Here is a 23,450-nt window from a genome sequence, read left to right as displayed (position 1 = left end):
TTTAAGTGTGGCAATTTTAATTCCAAATGAAATGAAGAGGACTTTATTCTACTATGAGTACACGAAACAGCAGTTTACCTCCAAGAGCAAGTGGGCAACAACCCAATAATAGAAAACAGCCTGTAAAGGGTGCTCCTAAGAAAAATAAGCGTAAGAAACCGCAGAAAAGAGGTTTTTTTGGCAGATTAGTTAGAATCTTGTTAACCCTGCTGATTATTGCGATTCTTGGCGTATTGGGCTACGGCGGCTATCTGTATTGGAAGCTTGAGAATGGGGTCTTTAACGCAGGGAACAAAGGAACGGTTGCCCCAGGACATTCAGCTACAGAAAAACCATTGACGATGCTTATACTAGGTACGGATAATAGACCGAAGCATGAATCTAGATTGACAGATGTTATTATGGTTGCAGCGCTTAATCCTAAGACAAAATCAGCAACCATTGTCTCTCTTCCACGCGATACCTTAGTTGAGCTCAGTGGATACAAGCAAACGAAGATTAACGAATTCTATGCTCGCTTCAAGGGTAAGGAGAAGTCCTCTGGTATTTTGGCAGAAGATGAGATGAAGACCATGATGGGGAAATATCTAGATATTGATGTGGATTATACAACGATTCTGGATTTCCAAGGCTTCCGTGATGTGGTGGACGAGCTTGGCGGAGTCAAAGTCAACATTAGCGATAATATGTGTTATACAGACAGTGTAGACGGTACGAATATCAATCTGAAAAAAGGTCCGGCAGAGCTTAATGGAGATAAAGCGCTAGATTATGTGCGATATCGTAAATCTAATTGTAAGCCTAAGACTAAGGCTTCAGATGATTTTGATCGGAACAAACGTCAGAATGAGGTCCTTCATTCATTGGTGGATCAGATGCAATCGCTTGGCGGAGTATTAAAAATAGGCAAGGTTCTTGACGCAGTGGACAGCAACATGCAGACTGATATCGAAAATTCGCAGATTAAAGATATGATTGCGACTTATTGGAAGATTTCCAAAGAGGATATCGAATTCAAGCCTGTGACTGGAACATGGCGAAGTCCGTATGTATATATTAATGATGAGGAGCTTGAGGCTGCCAAGAAAAGCCTGCAGGATCGGTTAGCAGGAGTTTCTGCTAGTTCCACTTCGGAATCCACTGAGGCGCCTTAAAGACCTTAATAACACTTCGCTCTAAAATTGAATGCAAGTTTCAGCCTGTGCTATAATATAATAAATTGAATGAATTTACGCCGCATAGGGGGCCAGTACTTATGTCCGAAGCCGTTGCTCAGCTGAACGAAACCTTGTTATCGATGCTGCAATCGGAAACCTTTGTTCTTCTCAACACAGTTGATGCGGAATCAGGAGGTCCAACGTCCACGGCCATATCGTGGATTTATGCAGTTAGTCCTAGTACTGTGCGTCTGGCTGTAGATCATCGTTCCAGACTCGTGAACAACATGAAGATCAACCCTTTAGTAACCATTACTGTGTTTGGTGAGGGAACTGTTCATGCTATTAACGGCACTGCCGTTGTAAGACAGGATCCGCTTCAGGATGTCCCTTTCAAAATGTGCTGCTTTGATGTTGAAATTATGGCGGTGCGTAATGCGCTTTTTTATGGAGCGCAGCTTGAATCCGCCCCAAGATATGCGAAGGTTTATGATGGACGTGCCGCTGAGAAGCTGGACGGACAAGTATTTGCTGCCATGAAAAAAGCCTAGTGAGAATATCACTGGGCTTTTTTTGTCCTCTACTGTGCATTTTTTCGCGGTTTTGTATCTTCTGGCAGCTGCGGCATGATTCGACCGATGATATCAGCCAGTTCGGATGAAAATCCGGAAATCGGATGTCCTTCGGAGATATGGCGACTCATGTCTGCTAATCTGCTGGAGAGATCCATATCGGCTGTAACAAGCGCACGTACACTTCTTGGGTCTTTGCGAATAGCTTCCGCTACAGAATATTTAATGCTTCCTACCCGTGACCGTTCTAGAGAACCTTCTACGTCAAGACCAACGATGGCCACCTTGTTCATGACTACACAGTGTGCACCATTCACACCAGGGACTCTTTTTGCTAACTGTTCAAAATGGTCCTTAAGTGCAATTTCACTTTCGCCCTTAACACTAACGGCTTGACCAGCTTTTGAGGTGGCCTTAGGATTAGTCACACCATCATTGGACAATTGTCGAACCTCATGGTTCCCCGGACCCTTTACAGCATTCGCTGATTGTTTATTCTGAGGAGAGGGTGATGTCTTTTTATTAGCGATACCGCAGCTTGTCAGTAGCAGCAGTACCAGCAACAGACACATTGATTTTCTCATATGTGCTTACTCCTTTCAGCCAAGATCGTTTCTGTACCTTATCTTTTCCCTTGGCGGAAAGAGTTATGTATGATCAATCAAACCAGGCGCTGTGGAGGGGATAATATGAACAAGATATTTGTGCTAGATACCAACGTGCTTTTGCACGACCCCAATTCGATTTTCTCTTTCAAGGAGCATGAGGTGGTTATTCCGGCGGTTGTGCTGGAAGAAATCGACTCCAAAAAGCGCAACGCTGACGAAATCGGTCGGAATGCCCGCACAGTTTCCCGATTGCTTGATGGACTTCGTGAACTAGGGCATTTGCATAGTGGTGTGGAACTGGAGCATGGAGGTAAGCTGAAGGTAGAACTTAATCATCGCAGTTTTGTGAAGGTACAGGAAATGTTTGGTGAGGTATCTAACGACAATCGGATTTTGGCTGTAGCTCTCAATTATTTAATCGAAGAGAAGGAGAAGCCAGATCCGCGTCCCGTAGTGCTTGTGAGTAAGGATGTGCTGGTCCGTATTAAAGCGGATGTGCTAGGGATTACACCAGAGGATTATTTGTCAGATCGTACTGGAGATTTAAATGAACTTTATACTGGTTACCAATCTCTGCAGGTTCATCCGGCATTGATTGATGAATATTACAGTCACCGTTCTTTAACGGTTAAACAGCTCGCGTTGTCGTATCCCTTGTACCCTCATGAATTTGTGATCCTCAAGGATGAGATCGGCACGGGCAAATCAGCTCTTCTCAAAGTGAATAGTGATGCGACCCGTCTAGAGCCGCTCTATCTAGGCAATGATTCGGTTTGGGGGATCAGCGCCCGAAATGCTCAACAACGAATGGCTTTGGAACTGCTTCTAAATGATGAAATCCCACTTGTAACCATTACAGGTAAGGCTGGTACAGGGAAGACGTTATTGGCACTTGCTGCCGGATTATTCAAAGTTGAGGATGAGCATAAATACAAAAAACTGCTTATTGCCCGGCCAGTAGTTCCCATGGGGAAAGACATTGGTTATTTACCCGGGGAGAAGGATGAGAAGCTAAGACCGTGGATGCAGCCTATTTATGATAATCTAGAGTTCCTGTTTGATACCAAAAAAGCTGGAGATATTGATAAAATATTAATGGGCTTAGGCAGCATACAGGTAGAAGCCTTGACCTACATCCGTGGACGTTCTATCCCTTCACAGTTCATCATTATTGATGAAGCTCAGAACCTTTCCCGTCATGAAGTGAAGACGATTGTTTCCAGAGCGGGTGAAGGAAGTAAGGTCATTCTTATGGGTGATCCGGAGCAAATCGATCATCCGTATCTGGATGCTGCGAGCAACGGGCTTAGTTATATCGTTGAGAAGTTTAAGCAGCAAGGGATTAGCGGACATATTACTTTGGAAAAAGGGGAGCGTTCCCGTCTGGCCCAATTGGCCGCGGATCTTCTCTAACCTTCAATCCTCTTTTCAGCCGGGAGAAACATAACTCCCGGCTTTTTCCTGCCCGCCCAGAAACGGAGGAGGGAATTAACGGTTGTGGTGCTTTAGAATGAGCGCGGTCAGCGGAGGGGGAGGAATTGTTCTGTAGAAGCGTTAGCGCTCGCCTTTGTCTCCGGATTTATACCGTTTAGGAATATAATCCATAAATCTGGAGACAACAGCGATCGGAAGAATAATCCGCACATGGAGCGCCCTTAGCGCTAAGATCACCCAGTCTTTTAATTGTCTCCGTCGTTTCACCTATATAATAGAAAGAGAACGTTTTCACATTCTAAAGACAAGCAGCGACGGGTTTGGTAAAATAGTGAAGACGAATCATGGGGAAGGTGGGAAATCGTGCTTAAACGCAAAAATTATTGGCTGCTTTTTGCAATTTTACTACTATCGCTGACAAGCTTGTCGCCCAGTATGGAATTGAGTACCAATAACGACCCACATCCTATGAAAAAGCCTCAAAGTCAGTCTACAAATCCTTCTTCAGGGGAAGAGGGTTCTATAGATAGTCTGCGTATAACAGTATCTCTAAATAGCGAGGAATTCAGTGAGCTGGAGCTTCTAAGCAATCGTTATACTTTAGAAAGTGGAGTAAAGGTGATATTAAGAAATATTGATAGCGAGGATGCAGACGAAGTTTTGAAGCATGATCTAACCATCGGAGACAGTCCGGATATCGTCATGGCGGATGGACGAAGTATTCTCGACTGGGCTACACGAGGATATTTATTGCCGGTGGATGTCTATCAGAGCATTCCAGGAACTGCACCGTTAACTCAGTTGATCCCATGGATGCAATGGAACGGATATAATTGGGGAGTGCCGCTGGATATAGACCCTTATATCCTTGTTTATTCACCACAGCGTCTTGCGGAACTGGGGTTCACAACCTTACCAAGAAGTCTGGAACAGTGGAATACATTGCTTCAGAATGTGCTTAAAGAGCAAGGGAAATATTTACTCGCGATGGATACACGTAATCCATATGGATTGTCGGCGATCATGGAGAGTATGAACAGCAGCTTGCTATCGGATAACCAAGAAGTGATGAATTGGACTCAGAATGCTCGCAGTTATTTTTACCTTACCAGTCGATATAACAAAGATGTTTGGGATATGATTCAGAGCGGAAGCGTTGCTGTTGCTGCTCTACCACTATCAGAGTGGCAAAAACATGGCAATTCATCCTTAGTTGCTGAAGCGCCACTGACCGCAAGTGACGGGAAAGGACTTGAATCCTATTACAGCCGTTCCTTTGCGCTTCCAGCGCAATCTCAAAGTCCAAAGGAAGCCGTGAATTGGTTGACATTTATTACCTCGGAGGATTCTCAGATGGATTGGCTGGAGAACACGGGGAGCTTGCCTGCACTGGATGTCCTTTATCGTTCGGAGCATGCTTTTAAATATAAGCTTCCTTTCGGAGTCGAACTATTACTGACAGAAGAAACCGCCCCGGAGGTCGAATCCCAAGGCGGCTGGAGTAAGATTGCTGAAGCAGTATCCTTACTGCTTACAGGAAAAATTGATGCGGCAGGGTACAAAGACTTCATTAAGGAAGGTCTAGAATGAGATCGAAAGTTTAACTTGCAGGACGCCCTCTTTACTATCTACTTCTGTGGCACGTAGAAAAGAAACGATTTTCCCAGGGTAAAAACCTAAATCAAATTCCTCTTCCAGTGTCCTTCTAGTGGTGTCAGGTAATTCGAGACCATTAAATACAACATGATCTACTTGGAATATAAGTCCGTTGATGGGTTCTTCCTGAATGATGTAGTGACCGGTTAATGAAAGGGCTAAGGCTCCGCTTTTTCCAGTGGCAGTAATCGATCCGTCATTGAAATGAAAAGCGAAATCGTTAAATAGCTTATTCTGGGATTGAAGAAATTCGTTCAGATCCTCTTCTTTCAGATTCAGAACATAGGTCATCCCCTTACGAGTAAGGACTCCCTCTCGATTCTGGACAAACTGCGGTAACTTATTCATAGCAGATGATAATGCTTTGAAGTAGGTCTTTACCTCGCGTAAACCAATATTCTCCCAGTATAATGTGAATTCTTGAAGAAGAGCGCTCATATTATCAGGATCACTACTGTCTTTAATCCCGCCTTCAATTTCTTTATTGAGCGCAGCTACCCGAATTTTCTGTTCCTCAAGGGCAGTTCGCAGTTCCGCAAGATCCTTCGAGCTGCGTTGTGCAGCTTGGAGGGTCTTTTTTAGATCCCTATACTGATCCTCGTATTGTGTGAGAATGTCGCGGTCATTTCCAATAATAATTTCATAATAATCGAATAGAGCCAGGAATCTGCTAATACTTTTCGCGGATAAAAACGCAGCCATGAGACCGTCTCTATCCCCCATATAATAAGAACGCAGGACTGCGCCTGCACGCTCTTGTTGGTTTGCGATGGCAGATTTTTTCTGGCTGGCTTGCTCTTCGAGGGATTCTACCTTTTCTTCAAGCGCTTTTTGTTCGGCTGTAATCTTGATGATTTCCCGCTCGATTTCTGCGGAAGACAAAGTCTGCTCCAGAAGTTTACGGGTTTCTTCATTATCTGGTATAGAGGAATTGAAAAAAGAACCGCTTGGATCGGCAGACAGGTACATCGTAGATTGTAACGGGAACAATGTACAGCAGAAGAGAATTAGTATGGTTGCCATCATGCGGCTTAGGGAATTGCGGGAGCGCACCACACCACCACCTTTTTTTGAAATATAAGAAATTTCTGTTTCACTCCATGAATCATCCTTCTATTTCTCGTAGAAACGGAAACCGTCCCCAAAAGGGTCGGCAAAGCCGATTCTTCTTGAATTGATATATGTATGTACTAATAATATGTTTAACCCTTCTAAAATAGCATACATACAAAAATATCCCCACAAAGTGAGGCTATCCTTCAAATATAAGAAAGTATAAGCTTCACGTTATACATTATCCTTATATCTCGCGCATAAACGCTTACCGTCCTTTAGGGACACCGAAGGCGTTATTGCTTCGATGCGTACTCGGGTATTTTGTGAGGGCCTCATATATATACTAGCTTATAAACAAAAAAACGGAAGTGATCCTTATTAGATAAGGACCTCATCCGCTTCAAGAGAGTACTGCAATTTATAGTGGAAGACCCATTTGAAAGATCGTCCAATAGCTGAAACCGGTGAAAGTCAAAATCATGTATGCCCAAAAAAGTAGGACATAAGTTTTTTCAGTAAACTTCAAATAACCGAGAATTACGAAAAAAGCGGTTTGTAAAAAGAAAAGCAAGGCCATTTCTGTCAGACCTCCGGCAAAAGCCATCAATCCAATAGCCAGTGTAAAAAAACCTAATACCCGAAACATGCGGTCCAAGAGAGAGTCCCCCTTCCAGTATGTATCTCACGAATATTCCTTCGACTTATTATACCCGTTCAGTAAAAATGTGTAAACGAATTCATTGAAAAAAATGTACTAATCTTCATAAAATGTGATTTTTATAATTGACTGAGGTGATTAATGCTTGAAAAAAGAGAATTTATAACTTAAAGCGTATGATGTGAGCAGATAATGGAAATACAATTTAGTATCAAATAGATTCTATGAACTCTATGAGAAGCATAGAAATGGAGTAAGCAGCTTTTATCCCTATTCACTACCCGGCAGAGCTGCCGGTTATGGAGATGGTTATTTCAAGATGTTGTTAGGAGGTTTGGTTGGATGACAGCCGTTAGACAGGATGCTTGGAGTGCAGAAGATGATCTAATACTGGCAGAAGTAACCTTGCGTCACATTCGGGAGGGCAGTACACAACTTGCTGCTTTTGAAGAAGTGGGCGAGAAAATCGGCAGAACGTCGGCTGCGTGCGGATTCCGCTGGAACAGCTGTGTTCGAAAAAGCTATGAAGGCGCAATCGGAATCGCAAAAGGTCAACGTCAGAAACGAAGTTACCTGAAAAAGCAACCGTCAGTTAGAGGAGCGCAGGTAGCGGGTCTGATTCTCGGGGATACCGACGAGGAATTCGGACGAGGCGAAGGATTAAGCGAGAACACATTATCCATTGATGCGGTTATACGTTTCCTGAGACAATGGAAAGGTACAATCCAGGAAGCAGGACGTCAGCTGAAAATGCTGGAGAGAGATTTGCGCGAGAAGGAAGATGAATTAACAGAATTAAGATCTGAGAATGAGCGGTTGTCCAAAGAGGTTAATCTTGCTCAAAGTGACTACCGGGTAGTCAACGATGATTACAAAGCTTTAATTCAGATTATGGATCGTGCTCGTAGGCTCGCTTTCTTAAACGAAGAAGAAGAAGAAATGAAGACTCGTTTTAAAATGGATGGGAATGGAAATTTAGAACGTATTGAATAAACGGTTTGCAAACTAAAACACCCGTAAGTGGTTCGCTTTATTAGCGCCATTTGCGGGTGTTTTGATTGGGTATTGTCCCTTATAAAGGAGGACAACGACGTTTCTTCTTGGTATATTAAGGCTATACTTAGAAAAATTGCGCTTGAGATCAACAGGAGGATCAGATGAGAATCGATATAATCGGTGCGGGTTCACTTGGTCTGCTTTTGGCAGGAAGGCTGATTGCATCCGGGAATAAAGTGAGATTGTGGTGTCGAGGGATAGAGCAGTGCCGGCAATTAGAGAACGAGGGCTTAACTGTGAGTTATGAAGATGGCCGCGATTCGATTTCGATTTCGGGGGCTCGATTTGCGTTCGCACCTATAGAGGAGTTTACAGATGCGTATTTTCGTGAGCCAAGTGATTGGATCATAGTGACGGTTAAACAGGATATATTACATAATGTTTTACCTGAATTTCTATCCCCCCTTAGGGAAGAACAGGCACACATCATTTGTTTTCAAAATGGCATAGGACATATGGAGATGCTCAGAGAATTGTTACCGAAAGCTAATTTATATGCAGCCGTTACAACAGAAGCTGCGAAGCGCAAATCTTTGAATGAGGTGATTCATGCAGGTGCCGGGGAGGTGTGGATAGGGAGATGGGGCTTAAAGAATGGACAAGCTCATATCATACATAATGATTTACAAGCGAAATATTTAATAGAAGTCCTCATTTTGGCAGGATTCTCCGCCTTTTTGTCGAATGAAGTGGGTACCATGATTTACCGGAAGCTCCTAATCAATGCCGTAATTAATCCACTCACGGCGATTTGGCGTGTTCCAAATGGTGAGCTGCTTGCATCAGAAGGGCGCCTGCAGTTAATGAAAGAACTTTTTAGAGAAGCTACTATGGTATATGATGCCTGCGGAGTTGCTTATGATCACGATGCGTGGGATAACATCCTTAAAGTCTGCAGGAATACGGCTGGCAATACTTCGTCCATGCTGGCAGATGTTCTCGCTTCGAGAACCACAGAAATTCAATGGATCAATGGAAGTCTTGTAAATATGGCAGAAAGAACGGGAACGTTGGTTCCTTTACATCGCTTGATCTGTCAACTAGTAGAAGGAATAAAGGTATGATCTCGGAGGAGAGGTGAAGCTATGGGATTGCTGATGAATTCGGTCATTACTTTAAGCTTGATTCCAATAGTACCGTTTTTAATTGTTTATTTCATTGGAAGAGGCTTAAAAAAAGATAAAAAGAAAACTTTTATGCTCGCTATGGACGTGACCACATTTTTTTTATTATTATCGGTATCCGCATTATTTAACAACTTATTTAATAACGGTTTTGGGTTTTATCTTATACTACTTATTGTATTAATATCCACTGGATTGATTGGCGGCGCTCAGAATCGACTGAAAGGAAAGGTAGATGGAAAGCGGTTATTTCGGGCAGTTTGGAGACTTTCTTTCTTTTTTATGAGTGTAGGATATTTATTATTTATGTTTGTAGGGCTAATTAAGTACATATCACAAGCGATGTAATGTTCCACTGCTCCGGTGAAGCGGCAACGTCACAAAAGTTTAAAGTTTTAATAAAAAAAGAATTTTCTGAAAACATTCCACTAGATTTTTTTGACCACTGGTTGTATAATCATAAACCATATACCACATTCTATTTAGGGGGAACTGCTAGATGAAGAAGAGTAAAAGTCTATTGCTAATGCTTGCATTAGTACTTGTTATCGGCACAGTGCTTGCTGGCTGCGGCGGAAACAATGCAAACAGCGGCAACAAAGGTAACGCTGGTAACACTGGTAACACGGCAACTGGTAATGCGGCTACAGAAGAGAAATTGGCTGCGGACCAAACATTGAGAATCAACCTAAGCTCTGAGCCTTCAACATTTGATCCAGGATTGGCTCAAGATAGCCAAGCTCACACTGTCCTGACAACAATGTACGAAGGTCTGACTCGCATGAATGCTGAATCTGGTCAAGCTGAACCAGGTGTTGCTGAAAGCTGGGACATTTCCGCTGACGGTCTGGTATATACTTTCAAACTCCGTGATTCACAATGGAGTAACGGCGATCCTGTAACAACAGAAGACTTCGTTCGCGCTTGGAAACGCGTGCTCGATCCTGCTGCTGCATCCGCTGCACCTTACGCTTATCAATTGTACTACATCAAAAATGCTGAAAAGTTCTATAACAAGGAAATTACTGATTTCAGTCAAGTAGGTATCAAAGCGGTTGATGAGAAAACTCTAGAAGTTACTCTTGAAGCCCCAACTCCTTACTTCCTTGGATTGCTTTCTTTCTACACTTATTACCCTGTACACAAATCCATTGAGAGTAATCCAAAATGGGCAACAAGCAAAGACACTATGATCGTTAACGGTGCTTTCACTCTTACTGAGTGGACTACAGGTCAAACACTTGTTGTAACTAAAAACGATAAATACTGGGATAAAGATTCCATTAAACTTAGCAAAATCGATTTCTCCCTTGTAAACAGCGGTGCAACTGAGTTGCTCAGCTACAAGAACGGTGAATACGATCGTGCAGGTGGACCAACTGGTGAAATTCCATCAGAACAAATTCCAATCGTACAAAAAGAACTTCCAAAAGAATTTAGCCGTAAAGGTATTGCTTCCGTATACTACTACGAATTCAATATCACTGAAAAACCTTTCACTAACGCAAAAATCCGTAAAGCTCTTGCAATGTCCATTAACCGTCAAGCTTTGATTGACAATGTAGTACAAGGTGGACAATTCCCAGCATTCGGTTTTGTACCTCCAGGTATTGCTGGTGCTGATGGTGAATTCCGTACAGCAGTTAAAGATAGCTACTTCACTGAAGATCTAGAACAAGCTAAAACATTGCTTGCTGAAGGTCTGAAAGAAGAAGGCCTTGACAAATTGCCTACATTCTCTTTGACTTACAACACAAGTGAAGGTCACAAGAAAATTGCTTTGGCAATTGCTGATATGTGGAAAAACAATCTTGGTGTTGACGTACAAACCGTTAACCAAGAGTGGGCTGTATTTATCGAAAACCGTCAAAACCTGAACTACCAAGTTGCACGTGCTGGTTGGACTGCGGATTACAATGATCCAATGACTTTCCTTGATATGTGGGTAACAGGCGGCGGTAACAATGATACTGGTTACGCTAATCCTGAATATGACAAATTGATCAGCGAAGCTAAAGCAAGCACTGACTTGAAAGTACGTCAAGACAAGTTTGCAGCAGCAGAGAAATTGCTCATCGAGCAAGATCAAATTTTGATTCCATTGTACTACTACACTAACAACTCCCTGACTAAAGAGTACCTTAAAGGTGTTACTCTTGACTTCAGTGGTGCAATTGACTTGACTCGTGGATACTTGCTTGAGCACTAAGATTTTGCTCTAGTAATTTAAACAGAATAGTTAGTTGACTGAAGTAACACAATACTTCGGGATATATATGTGGAACTCCATATATATCCCTTTTTTTTGTATTCCAGTCTATTTGTTATTTATTGTTATTTATAACATATTTAGAAAATGGACAAAAATCCGTTTTTTTCATAAAATCAATATAATGCTCTCAAAAAATTTGTCGGAGGAGGTGTGATGGGGATGGTTCGTTATGTCGCAAATAAATTCTTCTATATGTTGGTTTCATTATTTGTACTGATTTCAGCAACTTTTTTCTTGATGAAAGCTATTCCAGGGGATCCGTTTACTTCTGAGAAAAAAGTACCGCCAGAAATTAAAGCACGTTTGATGGAGCAATATGGTCTGGACAAGCCGCTCTCTCATCAGTATTTTAAGTATTTAGGTGATATTGTCCAAGGTGATTTGGGTGTATCCATGAAACGCCTGAATCAAGATGTATCTCATTTGATCAGTCAAACCTTTTCAGCGTCGCTGAAGCTGGGACTCGTCGCAATTGTTGTGGCGGTTATTGTTGGGGTTCTTCTCGGCATGTTAGCGGCACTCTATCACAGAAAGTTTCTTGACAGCGCCGCGATGGTGTTGGCAGTTCTGGGGATTGCGGTTCCGAGCTTTGTAGTCGCGTCATTATTACAGTATGTGTTCGCTTTCAAATTGGGTTGGGTACCGGTTTCAGGATTTAAAGGGCCAATCTATTATTTCTTACCTGTAGCAGCACTCTCGGCACAGCCGATAGCCTTTATAGCTCGCTTGACCCGTTCAAGTATGCTTGAGGTTCTGAATGCGGATTATATCAAAACGGCTAAGGCTAAAGGATTAAGCTGGATGGCTATTCTGAGCCGCCATGTACTTCGCAATGGTATCCTGCCTGTAGTTACTTACATGGGACCTATGACAGCTAACATCGTAACTGGTTCGGTTGTAATCGAGCAGATCTTTGGTGTTGGGGGCATTGGTAAACAGTTCGTGGAAGCGATTGGTGTCCGTGACTATACCGTTATTATGGGGATTACTATTTTCTATGGTGTACTACTCATGGTAGCCCGTTTCATTACTGATATTGCTTATGTATTGATTGACCCACGTATGAAACTAAGTGGAGGAAAGGAGGGCTAATTAGTGGCTAGTGATAATAACTTGCTAAAGAACATGAATCTAAAACCGGAAGACTTTCAAAAAGTCGGTATAGATGAAAAAGAAGCCGAGGTAATTCAGCGGGAGAGTCTCTCTGCCTGGAAAGATTCTTGGCAACGGTTGCGTCAAAACAAAATGGCAATGACCGCGCTTGGTATTCTAGGTTTGATCGTGCTTGCAGCGATCTTCGCTCCTTTTTTCTCGAAATACAACTATTATTCCAATGACTTGATGAGCACCAATAAGCCCCCTTCCTCTGAACACTGGTTTGGAACGGATGATCTTGGACGTGATATTTTCGTTCGTACTTGGTACGGTGCACGGATCTCCTTGATCGTAGGTTTAGCTGCAGCAGCCATCGACTTGTTTATTGGTGTTATCTATGGTGGAATTATGGGTTACTTCGGTGGCCGTGTAGATAATATCATGAACAAATTCTCTGAAATTTTGTACTCTATTCCTTATTTGCTGGTTGTAATTTTGCTCTTGGTCGTGCTTGAACCAAGTCTTGGTACAATCATCCTAGCTTTAACCATAACAGGCTGGATTACGATGTCTTGGATTGTACGTGGAGAAATTATGCAACTCAAGAATCGCGAGTTCGTATTGGCTTCCCGTTCCATGGGTGCTGGTTCTGCAAGACTGTTGTTCAAGCATCTTCTGCCGAACGCAGTTGGTCCGATTATCGTAACCATTACACTTTCTGTACCAAATGCAATTTTTGCTGAGGCCTTCCTAAGCTTCTTGGGTCTTGGTGTACAAGCTCCTATCGCTTCACTTGGATCTATGATTAACGATTCACTCACCGGTTGGTTGTACTATCCATGGCGCTTCCTGTTCCCTGCCATTCTGATCAGTTTAACCATGCTTTCTTTCAATATTTTCGGTGACGGTCTTCGTGACGCGCTTGATCCTAAGCTGAAGAAATAGGAGGGATTAAGGATGGAACCTATTTTACAAGTCAAAGATTTGCATGTCTCATTTTTTGTTAAAGGCGGAGAGGTACAAGCTGTCCGTGGTATGAATTTTGAAATTGGCAAAGGTGAAACGGTTGCCATCGTCGGCGAGTCCGGCAGCGGTAAGAGTGTAACTGCACAATCGATTATGCGTTTGATCCCTTCCCCACCCTCTAAAGTGAAAAAGGGAGAAATTATTTTCCAAGGACAAAATCTGCTAGACAAAAGCATGAAAGAAATGGAATCCATTCGCGGTAAAGATATTGGCATGATTTTTCAAGACCCGATGACATCTTTGAACCCAACCATCAAAGTGGGCAAACAGATCACTGAAGTTTTGATTAAACATCAGAAAATGTCAGCGGCCGAAGCGAAAAAGCAAGGTATTGAGATGCTTAATTTAGTTGGTATCAAAAATGCTGAGGCTCGCTTTAACCAATATCCCCACGAATTCTCAGGCGGCATGCGCCAGCGTGTAATGATTGCAATCGCGTTGGCCTGTCGTCCGGCTTTGCTCATAGCGGACGAGCCTACAACGGCTCTTGACGTAACCATTCAGGCGCAGATCATGGAAGTTATGAGAGAGATGCAGCAAAAACTAGGTACCTCCATTATTTTGATTACCCATGATCTAGGCGTCGTTGCCGGTATGTGTGATCGGGTTATCGTAATGTATGCAGGTGAAGTTGTGGAGACTGGAACAAGATGGGAAATCTTTAAGAATCCACAACATCCATATACCAAAGGTCTGCTGCGCTCAATGCCGCGTCTGGACCAAAAGAAAGGCGAGCCGCTTATTCCGATCATCGGCACACCGCCAGATCTGATCAATCCGCCGATCGGATGTCCGTTCACCGCGCGTTGCAACGAAGCAATGCATGTTTGCGAACAAATCGATCCCGGCGCCACAGAATTCAGCGAAACGCATATGGCGCGTTGCTGGAATCTGCATTCGATGGCCAAGGAGGTGCAGTACTCTTGAGTAAGAACCTAATAGAGGTAGAAGGTCTTAAGAAATACTTTAATGTAGGTAAAGGCAAGGTTCTTAAGGCTGTTGATAATATTAACTTCTCCATCCGTGAGGGCGAGACGCTTGGAATGGTAGGAGAATCCGGTTGTGGTAAGACTACTGCTGGACGTACAATTCTTCGTTTGTATGAGCCAACTGCCGGAAGTGTGAAATATAATGGTACAGACATTTATAAATTGCCTTCTAACAAAATGAAAGCTATGCGTCGTGACATGCAGATGATTTTCCAAGATCCGTACGCATCGCTTAACCCGCGTTTTACGGTTTCTGATATCATCGGCGAGGCACTGGACATTCACGGAATGGCTGGTAGCCGTGCAGAACGTAAAAAGCGGATCGAAGAGCTGCTCGATATGGTTGGTCTTAACCACGATCACGCAACTCGTTATCCGCATGAATTCTCTGGTGGACAACGCCAACGTATTGGGATTGCCCGTTCGTTAGCGGTAAATCCTAAGTTCATCGTTTGTGATGAGCCGATTTCCGCGCTTGACGTATCCATTCAGGCTCAGGTCGTTAACTTGCTTAAAGAATTGCAAGATCGTCTGGGATTGACTTATCTTTTCATCGCGCATGATCTATCCATGGTTAAACATATCAGTGATCGCGTAGCTGTTATGTACTTGGGTAAAATGGTAGAATTGGCGGAAAGTGAAGAGCTTTATGCGAATCCTATCCACCCTTATACCAAATCTCTCTTGTCAGCTATTCCAATTCCGGATCCGGAAATTGAAGTGAACAAGAAACGCATTCACTTACATGATGAGCTTGGTAGTCCTATTTATTCCGCTAACGAAAAGAGCAATGATAGCGACTTTGAATTAGTAGAAGTATCAAAAGGACACTGGGTAAGCAAAAAATTTGCTTAAATCCATAGCGAATATTAGACAGGCGGGAGCGTTATGCTCTCGCCTCTTGTATGTAGTGGGGATATTTAAAAATTAGTTTATAGTACGAAAAAATAATACGGCTGCTAATGCATTGCTTTTTTTGCAGGATGCATTTCTTTTGACGTGGCCTCTGACTTTGGATACAATCATAAAGAGTTTACGAACTTGGGTTTACATATAACTGCTCAGTAGAACTGGAGGCACTAGCAAATGAATATTGTAAAGGAACCGCTCCCGGGTGGATCTGCACTCGCGCGCGACTATATAGAAAATTTTGAAAAGGTTAGTCATTTGTATGGTGGGGATTTCCGAAGTAAAGAGCGTAGAAGCACTCGGGCAGAGTGGCTGGATCGCAGTGAGAATCTCCGTGCCGACCGAACACAAATTGCTGAATGTCTCCGTCAATATAATGAGAAGCATAATTCACATGATGCGGTGAAGGCTTCGTTGGCGCTTTTGGAACAGCCGGGAACGTTAGTAGTTACTGGTGGGCAACAAAGCGGATTATTTACAGGACCACTACTTGTAGTGTATAAAGCAATGACAACCATTATGGCTGCAAAAGAAGCTGCTGAGCAGCTCGATCGACCTGTAGTGCCATTATTCTGGATCGCAGGTGAGGATCATGACTGGGATGAAGTGAATCATACGTATGTATTGAATCGTACGCAGGAGATCACAAAGATTAAGATAGAGAAATCAGAGGAGAAACGTTCCTCAGTGAGTAATATTCGTGTAGAAGAGGAAAGCTGGCAGCAAGTGGTGGAACAGCTGGATGGGATGCTTCAAGATAGTGACTTTAAACCGCAAATTATGGAATTCATTCGATCTTCTTCGTTTAGAGCAGATAGTATGACGGATGCTTTTGCCAAGCTAATGGGTTCTTTATTTGGTAAATTTGGTCTGATCCTGCTTGATTCTGCTGATCCTAATCTACGCAAGTTAGAAGAGCCATTCTTTACATCGCTAATTATGCAGAACGATGCACTGGAAACAGCGTATATGAATTCTGCTTCTGATATCGTGAACGCTGGGTATGAACTTCAAGCCGACGTTACGGCAGGCAATGCTAACCTCTTTTATATCCATGAAGGTGTACGGTTATTGCTTCACAAGAAGGATGGAGTCTTTGCCGATCGCAAGGGCCAGGTATCATTTACCCGTGAGGAATTACTAGAGGAAGTAAAAGCACATCCGGAACGCTTTAGCAACAACGTATTGACACGCCCGCTTATGCAGGATTATGTGTTGCCGGTTCTAGCAACGGTGCTAGGTCAAGGAGAGATTGCTTATTGGGCCATTCCGCATCGTGCGTTTGAGGTGGTCGGGGGACAAATGCCTTTAATCATCCCAAGAATGTCTTTCACTGTGGTAGAAGGTACGCTTCATAAGCATATGGATAAATATCAACTAAGCTTTGAGGATGTAAGACAGGGACTAGATCGTAAAAGACATGAATGGTTGGCTGCACAGGATGAGCTGGGAATCGAACGTCGATTTGAGGAAACTAAAGCATCTTTCTCAGCTATGTACGAACCGCTCATCGAACAGCTTGGATCCATACAGACAGGTCTACTTAAACTAGGAAATAACAATAAAGATAAGATTTTGGATCAGATTACTTTCTTACAAGCAAAGGCCCAAGATGCAATGGCGAAACAGAATGAAGCTGCAATCCGACAATGGGAGCGAATCGAGCTGTCGTTAATGCCACTGGGTAAACTGCAAGAAAGAGTATACAATATCATGTATTACTTGAACCGCTACGGACTTCCATGGTTGGATGAGCTGATGGCGATTGAACCGGATTATAGTGGGACACATCGCATCATTTATATGTAGAGAAGAAATGCTCCATAAAACAAAGCGTATGCTTACGAAGCAAGTTTTGTACGAAGTATATTCAACGTAGTAACGCTCACAAAACATGGATTATGCTTACGAAGCAAGTTTTGTACGAAGTATATTCAATGTAGTAACGCTCACAAAACTTTTAGGAGGTTTCATTATGAGTTCAACTAATAAAAATAGTATCGTGGCTGATATGTCACTCGCACCCGAAGGACATTTGAAAATCGACTGGGTCCGTCAACATATGCCGGTATTGAACCGTATTCGTGAGCAGTTCGAAGCTGAACAGCCATTTAAAGGTCTAAAAGTCTCAATTACGCTTCATCTGGAAGCTAAAACCGCATATCTTGCGAAGGTTGTCAAAGCAGGCGGTGCAGAAGTAACTATTACCGGATCGAATCCGCTTTCCACCCAGGATGATGTATGTGCGGCACTTGTCGAGGACGGCATCACAGTATTTGCTAAATACAACCCGTCTCCCGAAGAGTTCAAAGCTCTGAATATTAAGGCACTCGAAAGCAAACCGGATTTGATCATTGATGATGGCGGGGATTTTGCTACATTGTTGCATTCGGAGCGTCCTGATCTGATGGAGAATATTCGCGGGGGTGCTGAAGAAACAACAACCGGCATCATTCGTCTAAAAGCTCTTCAAAAACAGGGTGTTTTGAAGTTCCCAATGGTCGCAGTAAATGATGCTTACTGCAAATATTTGTTTGATAACCGTTATGGCACAGGCCAATCTGCATGGGATGGCATTATTCGGACAACTAACCTGATTGTTGCGGGCAAAACCGTAGTTGTTGTCGGATACGGCTGGTGTGGTAAAGGTGTTGCGATGCGTGCCAAAGGTTTAGGTGCCAAAGTGGTTGTCACTGAAGTGGATGCCATTAAAGCCGTTGAAGCACATATGGACGGTTTCGAAGTGATGCCTATGCTGGAAGCTGCTAAGGTCGGTGATTTCTTCGTTACAGTTACAGGTAACCGTTATGTCATTCGCGGGGAGCATTATGATGTTATGAAGGACGGAGCAATCATGTGCAACGCGGGCCATTTCGACGTTGAAGTGAATAAGCCTGAATTGTCTGAAAGATCCGTATCCCAGCGAACTGTTCGCAAAAATATCGAAGAATACCAGCTTCGCGACGGCCGTAAACTATATTTGCTTGCAGAAGGCAGACTTGTAAATCTGGGTGCTGCGGATGGACACCCTGCCGAAATTATGGATACGACCTTTGCACTTCAGGCGCTGTCACTGAAATATGTAAATGATAATTATAAGAGCATTGGCGTGAAAGTTGAGAATGTTCCTTATGAGCTGGATGAGCAGGTAGCACGCTATAAGCTGGAAAGTCTAGGTATTAACATCGATAGCCTGACTCCAGCACAAGTGGATTATTTGGACAGCTGGAATTTAAACGATTAATTGCGGTACGCACAACAATAAAGAGTATTAACCAAGTCTACCTTGAACTGAAGCAACTTTTTAAAAATATAAGAGAGTATAAGTTTCACGATATACATTATCCTTATATTTCTCGCTTAAACGTTTCGCGTCCTTAAAAGGACGCCGAGGGCGTTTATGCTTGAAAAGCCATGCAACGGACAGGATTCCGATTGTATGGCTTTTTTTATATTACTCGCTTAGACGCTAAACGTCCTTATTAGGATGCTCCACGCGTTTATGCTAGTTGGAGAAATGTTTTTCGGGTAATGATCTATCTGATTTAGAAAAAATTTCCTTGCGCCAGAAAAAGGTTTTTGATTTTTAATGGCGAATCTATTATGCTTAAGTGGTGAAAAGTGGGGCAAAGTGGGGATTCGGGGATTAGGGGTGGGAAAAGAATGTTCATGGGAGAGTATCAACACAGCATTGACGACAAAGGCCGAATCATTATTCCGGCTAAACTCCGTGAATTGCTTGGAACCTCCTTTGTGGCGACCCGCGGCCTAGACTCCTGTCTATTTGTTTATCCCATGGAAGAATGGGCAATCATGGAACAAAAGCTAAAAAGCCTTTCACTGATGAAATCAGATGCCCGCGCATTCAGCCGCTTTTTTTTCTCAGGCGCAACAGAATGTGTATGGGATAAGCAGGGAAGGGTAAACCTGCCGGCCAATTTAAGGCAGTATGCCAAACTGGACAAAGACTGTGTTATTCTGGGCGTTTCGAACCGGGTGGAAATCTGGAACAAAGAGCTATGGGAGCAGTACTTCGAACAGTCCGAGGAATCGTTCAACGAAATTGCCGAAAAATTGGTGGATTTCAATTTTGATCTATAAAACACAATATCGAATACTGTTCTGGAGGGATGCAGCTTGTTTCACCACATCACGGTGCTTAAAGAAGAAGCGACAGAAGGGCTGCACATCAAAAAAGACGGAATCTATGTAGATTGCACTCTCGGTGGAGCGGGTCACAGCTCACTAATTGCTTCCAAGCTTAGCGGCGAAGGCCGATTAATCTGTTTGGACCAAGATGATTGGGCGCTGGAGAACGCTAAAGAGAGACTGGCCGAATACGGAGACAAGGTTGTACTTATTAAGACCAATTTCCGTGATCTGGAGAGTGTACTAAAGGATGTGCCCTTTGTACCACAAAAAGATGGCATTCCCCAAGTGGATGGAGTGCTCTTTGATCTTGGCGTATCATCTCCGCAGTTTGATGAGGGAGAGCGCGGATTTAGTTACAATCATGATGCTCCGCTGGACATGCGTATGGATCAGACAGCCCTTTTAACGGCTGCTGATATTGTGAATACGTGGTCTGAGCAAGAGATCGCCCGTGTGCTTTTTCAATATGGAGAAGAGAAGTTCTCGCGAAGAATCGCTAAGAAAATTGTAGACAGAAGAGAAGAAAGTCCTGTGGAGACCACCGGAGAATTAGCAGAGCTTATCAAGGAAGGTATTCCGGCTGCTGCACGAAGAACGGGAGGGCATCCCGCTAAACGGAGCTTTCAAGGTTTACGGATTGCTGTTAATGACGAGTTGGGTGCTTTTGAAGAAGGATTACATAGCGCAGTACGTTGCCTTGCACCAGAAGGTAGAGTCTCCGTTATCACTTTTCATTCACTCGAGGACCGAATTTGCAAACAAATACTAAGCAGTTATTTAAGCAGATGTACATGCCCGCCTGACTTTCCGTTTTGTGTATGCGGCGCGAAAGGCACGCTTAAGTTAATCAACCGCAAACCGCTTGTGCCCTCTGAGGAAGAGCTTGAGCTTAATACTCGAGCCCGTTCAGCTAAGCTGCGCATTGCAGAAAAATTGTAATTGACGATAAAGGAGAGTCAGAGATGGCCTATACCCGCGGCAATTTAGCAGTTCAGCCCAAAAGAAAAGAAGAGGTAAACCCCCTTTACCGCGAGAAGACAAAAGTAGTTACCAAACGAAGAGTACTTCCGCTGCAAGAGAAACTTTTGTATATGCTGACGCTAGGAGTATGCGTTTTGGTGGCTATCACCCTGATTTCACGTTACGTTCATATTTATGATTTGAACTTGCAGGCCCAGAAATTAGATAAGGAGATAGCGAGTGCTAAGAAGCAGATTTCCACGTATGAGATGGAGAAGCAAAATTTGGAGCAGAAGGTTGCCCAAAAGGCAAAGGATCTTGGCTACGTAGCACCGGATGAAAATACTACCATATTTATTCCGGCGAGTCCGCTATCGACTGAAGGCGATAATTAGTGAGCGATTGGCAAGATCGCAATAAAAAAAGTTGTGAGGTTCGCTTATGGTAAAGAGAATAAAACTTCGCACGCTGTTTATAGGAGGGTGTATTACCCTCTTTTTTCTTGTTTTGATAGCTAGAGTGTTCTGGATTCAAGTTGTGGAGGGTTCGGATTGGCAAGAAAAGGCTGCTACACTTTGGGCGCATACCTCGACTATCAAAGCAGAGCGAGGGACGATTTCTGACCGTAATGGGAGTGTGCTCGCTAGTGATGTCCCCGCTTATACTGTGGTTGTGAATCCGGCAGTCATTGCTGAAAAGGGAATCGGTGATGAGGTCGTCAAGGGATTGCATGAGCTACTCGGCAAGCCGGAAGATGAGCTACGGAAGCTGATAGAAGCTAAAGACGAGAACGGCAAATACCTCAAGAACCGTGAAGTTCGTAACGAAGGCTGGAAGATCGATCAGGAACTTGCTGATAAGGTGAAAGAATTTTATGTAGCCCTAGGTAAAGAACATAAAATTCAAGAGACTGGGATTGGTCTGGTTAGAGAGCAGAAACGATATTACCCTAAGGGTTCGCTTGCTGCGCATATTTTAGGGTATACAGATCGGGATGGCAAGGCGATTATGGGTCTGGAAAAATCCTTAGATGAACAGCTTAAGGGTTCCGATGGCAAGCTGCTTTATCAAAGTGACGGTCAAGGGGTTAAGCTGCCGGATTCGAAAGATACCTATAAACCCGTAGTAAATGGAAGTAATTTCAAGCTTACAATCGACAGTACGATCCAGAAATATATACAAGAGGCTATGGAAAAGGCATATGCGCAATATAAGCCGAAAAGTATGAGTGTCATTGCCGCTGATCCGAATACAATGGAGATTTTGGGGATGGCGAATATGCCTACCTTTAATCCAAATGAATTTTGGAAAACAGGGGCTGAAGGCGCAGGTTTCTATAATCATGCTATTAAATCAACTTACGAGCCTGGTTCGACCTTCAAAATTGTTACACTTGCTGCAGCTGTAGAAGAGAAGCTTTTTGATCCTGTAGCTACATTTTTGTCAGGATCTATCAGAATTAAGGGATACAGTAAGGCATTACATGATATTAATCGTTCCGGTTGGGGACAAATCAGTTTCCTCGAAGGTGTGAAGCGGTCTAGTAACGTCCTTTTTGTAAAACTTTATGAAATGCTAGGACAAGACAGACTTTTACAGTATATTGATGATTTTGGCTTCAATGAGAAGACTGGCATTGACCTGCCAGGAGAAGCAAAGGGGTTCGTAAATCCGAATCTTAATCGACCTATTGAAATTGCTACACTTGCTTATGGGCACGGAGTAATAGGTGTCACGCCGCTTCAACAGTTGGTTGCTGTATCTGCCATCGCTAATGGAGGGAAACTGATGACCCCGTATGTGGTGAAAGAGGTTACGGACCCAAACACCGGAGACACTAAGGTTACTCAGCCTAGTGTAGTGCGTCAGGTGATTGATGAGGCAAGCGCCAAGAAAACCGGTGAATATTTGGAGCAGGTTGTTGCCGACCAAGTCAAAGGAACCGGACGCAACGCTCATATTGAAGGTTACCGTGTGGCAGGGAAGACAGGAACGGCTATCAAGGTTGAAGGTAAGGATTACGTGAAGTCCAAAGTACTGGTTTCCTTTATTGGTTATGCGCCTGTGAATGATCCAAAAATCGCTGTTATTGTTATTATTGATGAACCGAACGTTGAGGTTGGCGGTGGTAAAGCTGCAGCTCCTGTATTTAAAGAAATCGTATCTCAGTCTCTCCAATACATGGGAGTTCCAAAGTTGGCAACTGAAACTAGCGATAAGGATAGTAAAAAAACAGTTAAAACAGATGCCCCTGCGCTCCGGACCACACCTGATCTGACGGGGAAAACGATGAAGGAAGCAAGAGAAACGCTTCTGGATCAAGGTTTTGATTTTGAAGTGGTCGGTGAAGGAGCTTCTGTTGAAACCCAATATCCAGAGGCTGGAACCAAACTTGTTCAAGGACAGCGTATATATCTATTAAGCAAGCAAGGGGACAAACCTACTATTCCTAAGTTACAAGGAGAGTCTCTGCGTGATGCACTTGAGGTTCTAACCCTACTAAAAGTGGAGATTGCGGTAGAAGGCGAAGGATATGTCTCGGAACAGATTGAAGGAACAAAGAACGGCAAGACATTGGTAACCTTGAAGATGAAGCCATTAAACGATAATAGTGAAGATGTTCCTGCATCCTCATCTGCTGATGAGGGTACAGAATCGGAGAGCGGGCCATAGGCTTGTTCTAACCCCTGTTTGTCCCGAATAGTCATGAAGATAAGAGCTCATGT

Annotated in this window: 22 protein-coding genes; 18 read left to right on the top strand and 4 right to left on the bottom strand. The window is 43.4% G+C overall.

Going from position 1 to position 23,450, the window contains the following annotated elements; all coding sequences use genetic code 11:
• The first annotated feature begins 53 nt into the window (after positions 1–53).
• Together ACDZ28_RS32030 and ACDZ28_RS32025 are read left to right on the top strand one after the other, a co-directional pair.
• Positions 54–1,154 (top strand): LCP family protein, encoded by a 1,101-nt coding sequence (locus ACDZ28_RS32030; protein WP_375103701.1) that lies wholly within the window; start codon positions 54–56, stop codon positions 1,152–1,154.
• Positions 1,155–1,255: 101 nt separating this feature from the next.
• Positions 1,256–1,708, top strand: coding sequence for a pyridoxamine 5'-phosphate oxidase family protein (locus tag ACDZ28_RS32025; protein ID WP_042130280.1), 453 nt, complete (start codon positions 1,256–1,258; stop codon positions 1,706–1,708).
• A gap of 29 nt (positions 1,709–1,737) precedes the next feature.
• Here the strand turns inward: ACDZ28_RS32025 and ACDZ28_RS32020 are convergent, their stop codons facing one another.
• A complete protein-coding gene (locus ACDZ28_RS32020) occupies positions 1,738–2,313 on the bottom strand; it encodes a YhcN/YlaJ family sporulation lipoprotein (RefSeq protein ID WP_042130279.1) in 576 nt (191 codons plus the stop codon).
• A gap of 105 nt (positions 2,314–2,418) precedes the next feature.
• Between ACDZ28_RS32020 and ACDZ28_RS32015 the strand changes: the two genes are divergently transcribed.
• Positions 2,419–3,750, top strand: a complete 1,332-nt coding sequence (locus ACDZ28_RS32015) for a PhoH family protein (protein WP_076117287.1) — start codon at positions 2,419–2,421, stop codon at positions 3,748–3,750.
• Between the two features lie 141 nt (positions 3,751–3,891).
• On the opposite strand, the gene ACDZ28_RS32010 is transcribed toward ACDZ28_RS32015, so the two are convergent.
• The gene (locus ACDZ28_RS32010; protein ID WP_375103700.1) at positions 3,892–4,038 is read right to left on the bottom strand and encodes a hypothetical protein; all 147 of its coding nucleotides are present in this window, start codon (positions 4,036–4,038) and stop codon (positions 3,892–3,894) included.
• 96 nt (positions 4,039–4,134) lie between these two features.
• On the opposite strand from ACDZ28_RS32010, the gene ACDZ28_RS32005 reads away from it, so the two are divergent.
• Complete coding sequence (locus tag ACDZ28_RS32005; RefSeq protein ID WP_375103699.1) at positions 4,135–5,361, top strand: extracellular solute-binding protein; 1,227 nt, start codon at positions 4,135–4,137, stop codon at positions 5,359–5,361.
• Here ACDZ28_RS32005 and ACDZ28_RS32000 read toward each other — a convergent pair.
• Both ACDZ28_RS32000 and ACDZ28_RS31995 read right to left on the bottom strand, forming a co-directional pair.
• Complete coding sequence (locus tag ACDZ28_RS32000; RefSeq protein WP_231573883.1) at positions 5,353–6,480, bottom strand: hypothetical protein; 1,128 nt, start codon at positions 6,478–6,480, stop codon at positions 5,353–5,355. The two genes, ACDZ28_RS32005 and ACDZ28_RS32000, sit on opposite strands and share 9 nt — an antisense overlap.
• Positions 6,481–6,901: 421 nt before the next feature.
• Positions 6,902–7,138, bottom strand: coding sequence for a DUF2626 family protein (locus tag ACDZ28_RS31995; protein WP_042130273.1), 237 nt, complete (start codon positions 7,136–7,138; stop codon positions 6,902–6,904).
• Positions 7,139–7,483: 345 nt separating this feature from the next.
• Between ACDZ28_RS31995 and ACDZ28_RS31990 the strand changes: the two genes are divergently transcribed.
• The 14 genes from ACDZ28_RS31990 (at position 7,484) to ACDZ28_RS31925 (ending at position 23,397) form a co-directional block, all read left to right on the top strand.
• Positions 7,484–8,134, top strand: a complete 651-nt coding sequence (locus ACDZ28_RS31990) for an RsfA family transcriptional regulator (RefSeq protein ID WP_042130271.1) — start codon at positions 7,484–7,486, stop codon at positions 8,132–8,134.
• A gap of 164 nt (positions 8,135–8,298) precedes the next feature.
• Positions 8,299–9,261 carry a ketopantoate reductase family protein gene (locus tag ACDZ28_RS31985; RefSeq protein ID WP_375103698.1) on the top strand — a complete coding sequence of 321 codons (963 nt, stop codon included), beginning with the start codon at positions 8,299–8,301 and terminating at the stop codon, positions 9,259–9,261.
• A 21-nt stretch (positions 9,262–9,282) separates the two neighbouring features.
• On the top strand, positions 9,283–9,669 hold the full coding sequence (locus ACDZ28_RS31980; protein ID WP_042130267.1) for a DUF3397 domain-containing protein: 387 nt from the start codon (positions 9,283–9,285) through the stop codon (positions 9,667–9,669).
• Between the two features lie 151 nt (positions 9,670–9,820).
• A complete protein-coding gene (locus ACDZ28_RS31975) occupies positions 9,821–11,530 on the top strand; it encodes a peptide ABC transporter substrate-binding protein (RefSeq protein WP_375103697.1) in 1,710 nt (569 codons plus the stop codon).
• 222 nt (positions 11,531–11,752) lie between these two features.
• Positions 11,753–12,685, top strand: a complete 933-nt coding sequence (locus ACDZ28_RS31970) for an ABC transporter permease (RefSeq protein WP_042130265.1) — start codon at positions 11,753–11,755, stop codon at positions 12,683–12,685.
• Positions 12,686–12,718: 33 nt separating this feature from the next.
• Positions 12,719–13,633, top strand: a complete 915-nt coding sequence (locus ACDZ28_RS31965; RefSeq protein ID WP_042132392.1) for an ABC transporter permease — start codon at positions 12,719–12,721, stop codon at positions 13,631–13,633.
• 12 nt (positions 13,634–13,645) lie between these two features.
• Positions 13,646–14,641, top strand: a complete 996-nt coding sequence (locus ACDZ28_RS31960) for an ABC transporter ATP-binding protein (RefSeq protein ID WP_375103696.1) — start codon at positions 13,646–13,648, stop codon at positions 14,639–14,641.
• Positions 14,638–15,558 carry an ABC transporter ATP-binding protein gene (locus ACDZ28_RS31955; RefSeq protein WP_042130261.1) on the top strand — a complete coding sequence of 307 codons (921 nt, stop codon included), beginning with the start codon at positions 14,638–14,640 and terminating at the stop codon, positions 15,556–15,558. The genes ACDZ28_RS31960 and ACDZ28_RS31955 overlap by 4 nt, the downstream gene beginning before the upstream one ends.
• A 231-nt stretch (positions 15,559–15,789) precedes the next feature.
• Complete coding sequence (bshC, locus tag ACDZ28_RS31950) at positions 15,790–17,421, top strand: bacillithiol biosynthesis cysteine-adding enzyme BshC (protein ID WP_375103695.1); 1,632 nt, start codon at positions 15,790–15,792, stop codon at positions 17,419–17,421.
• Positions 17,422–17,587: 166 nt separating this feature from the next.
• On the top strand, positions 17,588–18,856 hold the full coding sequence (locus ACDZ28_RS31945) for an adenosylhomocysteinase (protein ID WP_375103694.1): 1,269 nt from the start codon (positions 17,588–17,590) through the stop codon (positions 18,854–18,856).
• Positions 18,857–19,275: 419 nt separating this feature from the next.
• Positions 19,276–19,713, top strand: a complete 438-nt coding sequence (gene mraZ, locus ACDZ28_RS31940) for a division/cell wall cluster transcriptional repressor MraZ (protein ID WP_042130255.1) — start codon at positions 19,276–19,278, stop codon at positions 19,711–19,713.
• A gap of 36 nt (positions 19,714–19,749) precedes the next feature.
• Positions 19,750–20,703 (top strand): 16S rRNA (cytosine(1402)-N(4))-methyltransferase RsmH, encoded by a 954-nt coding sequence (rsmH, locus tag ACDZ28_RS31935; RefSeq protein ID WP_042130253.1) that lies wholly within the window; start codon positions 19,750–19,752, stop codon positions 20,701–20,703.
• A 23-nt stretch (positions 20,704–20,726) separates the two neighbouring features.
• On the top strand, positions 20,727–21,119 hold the full coding sequence (locus ACDZ28_RS31930; protein ID WP_042130250.1) for a septum formation initiator family protein: 393 nt from the start codon (positions 20,727–20,729) through the stop codon (positions 21,117–21,119).
• Positions 21,120–21,243: 124 nt separating this feature from the next.
• The gene (locus ACDZ28_RS31925; RefSeq protein WP_375103693.1) at positions 21,244–23,397 is read left to right on the top strand and encodes a penicillin-binding transpeptidase domain-containing protein; all 2,154 of its coding nucleotides are present in this window, start codon (positions 21,244–21,246) and stop codon (positions 23,395–23,397) included.
• The last annotated feature ends 53 nt before the right edge of the window (positions 23,398–23,450 follow it).

Origin of the sequence: Paenibacillus sp. RS8 (assembly GCF_041956825.1) — a bacterium.
In the GTDB taxonomy this organism is placed as follows: Bacteria; Bacillota; Bacilli; order Paenibacillales; family Paenibacillaceae; genus Paenibacillus_AQ.
Note: the sequence above shows the minus strand (reverse complement) of the source record. Positions and strands in the feature narration are given on the sequence as shown.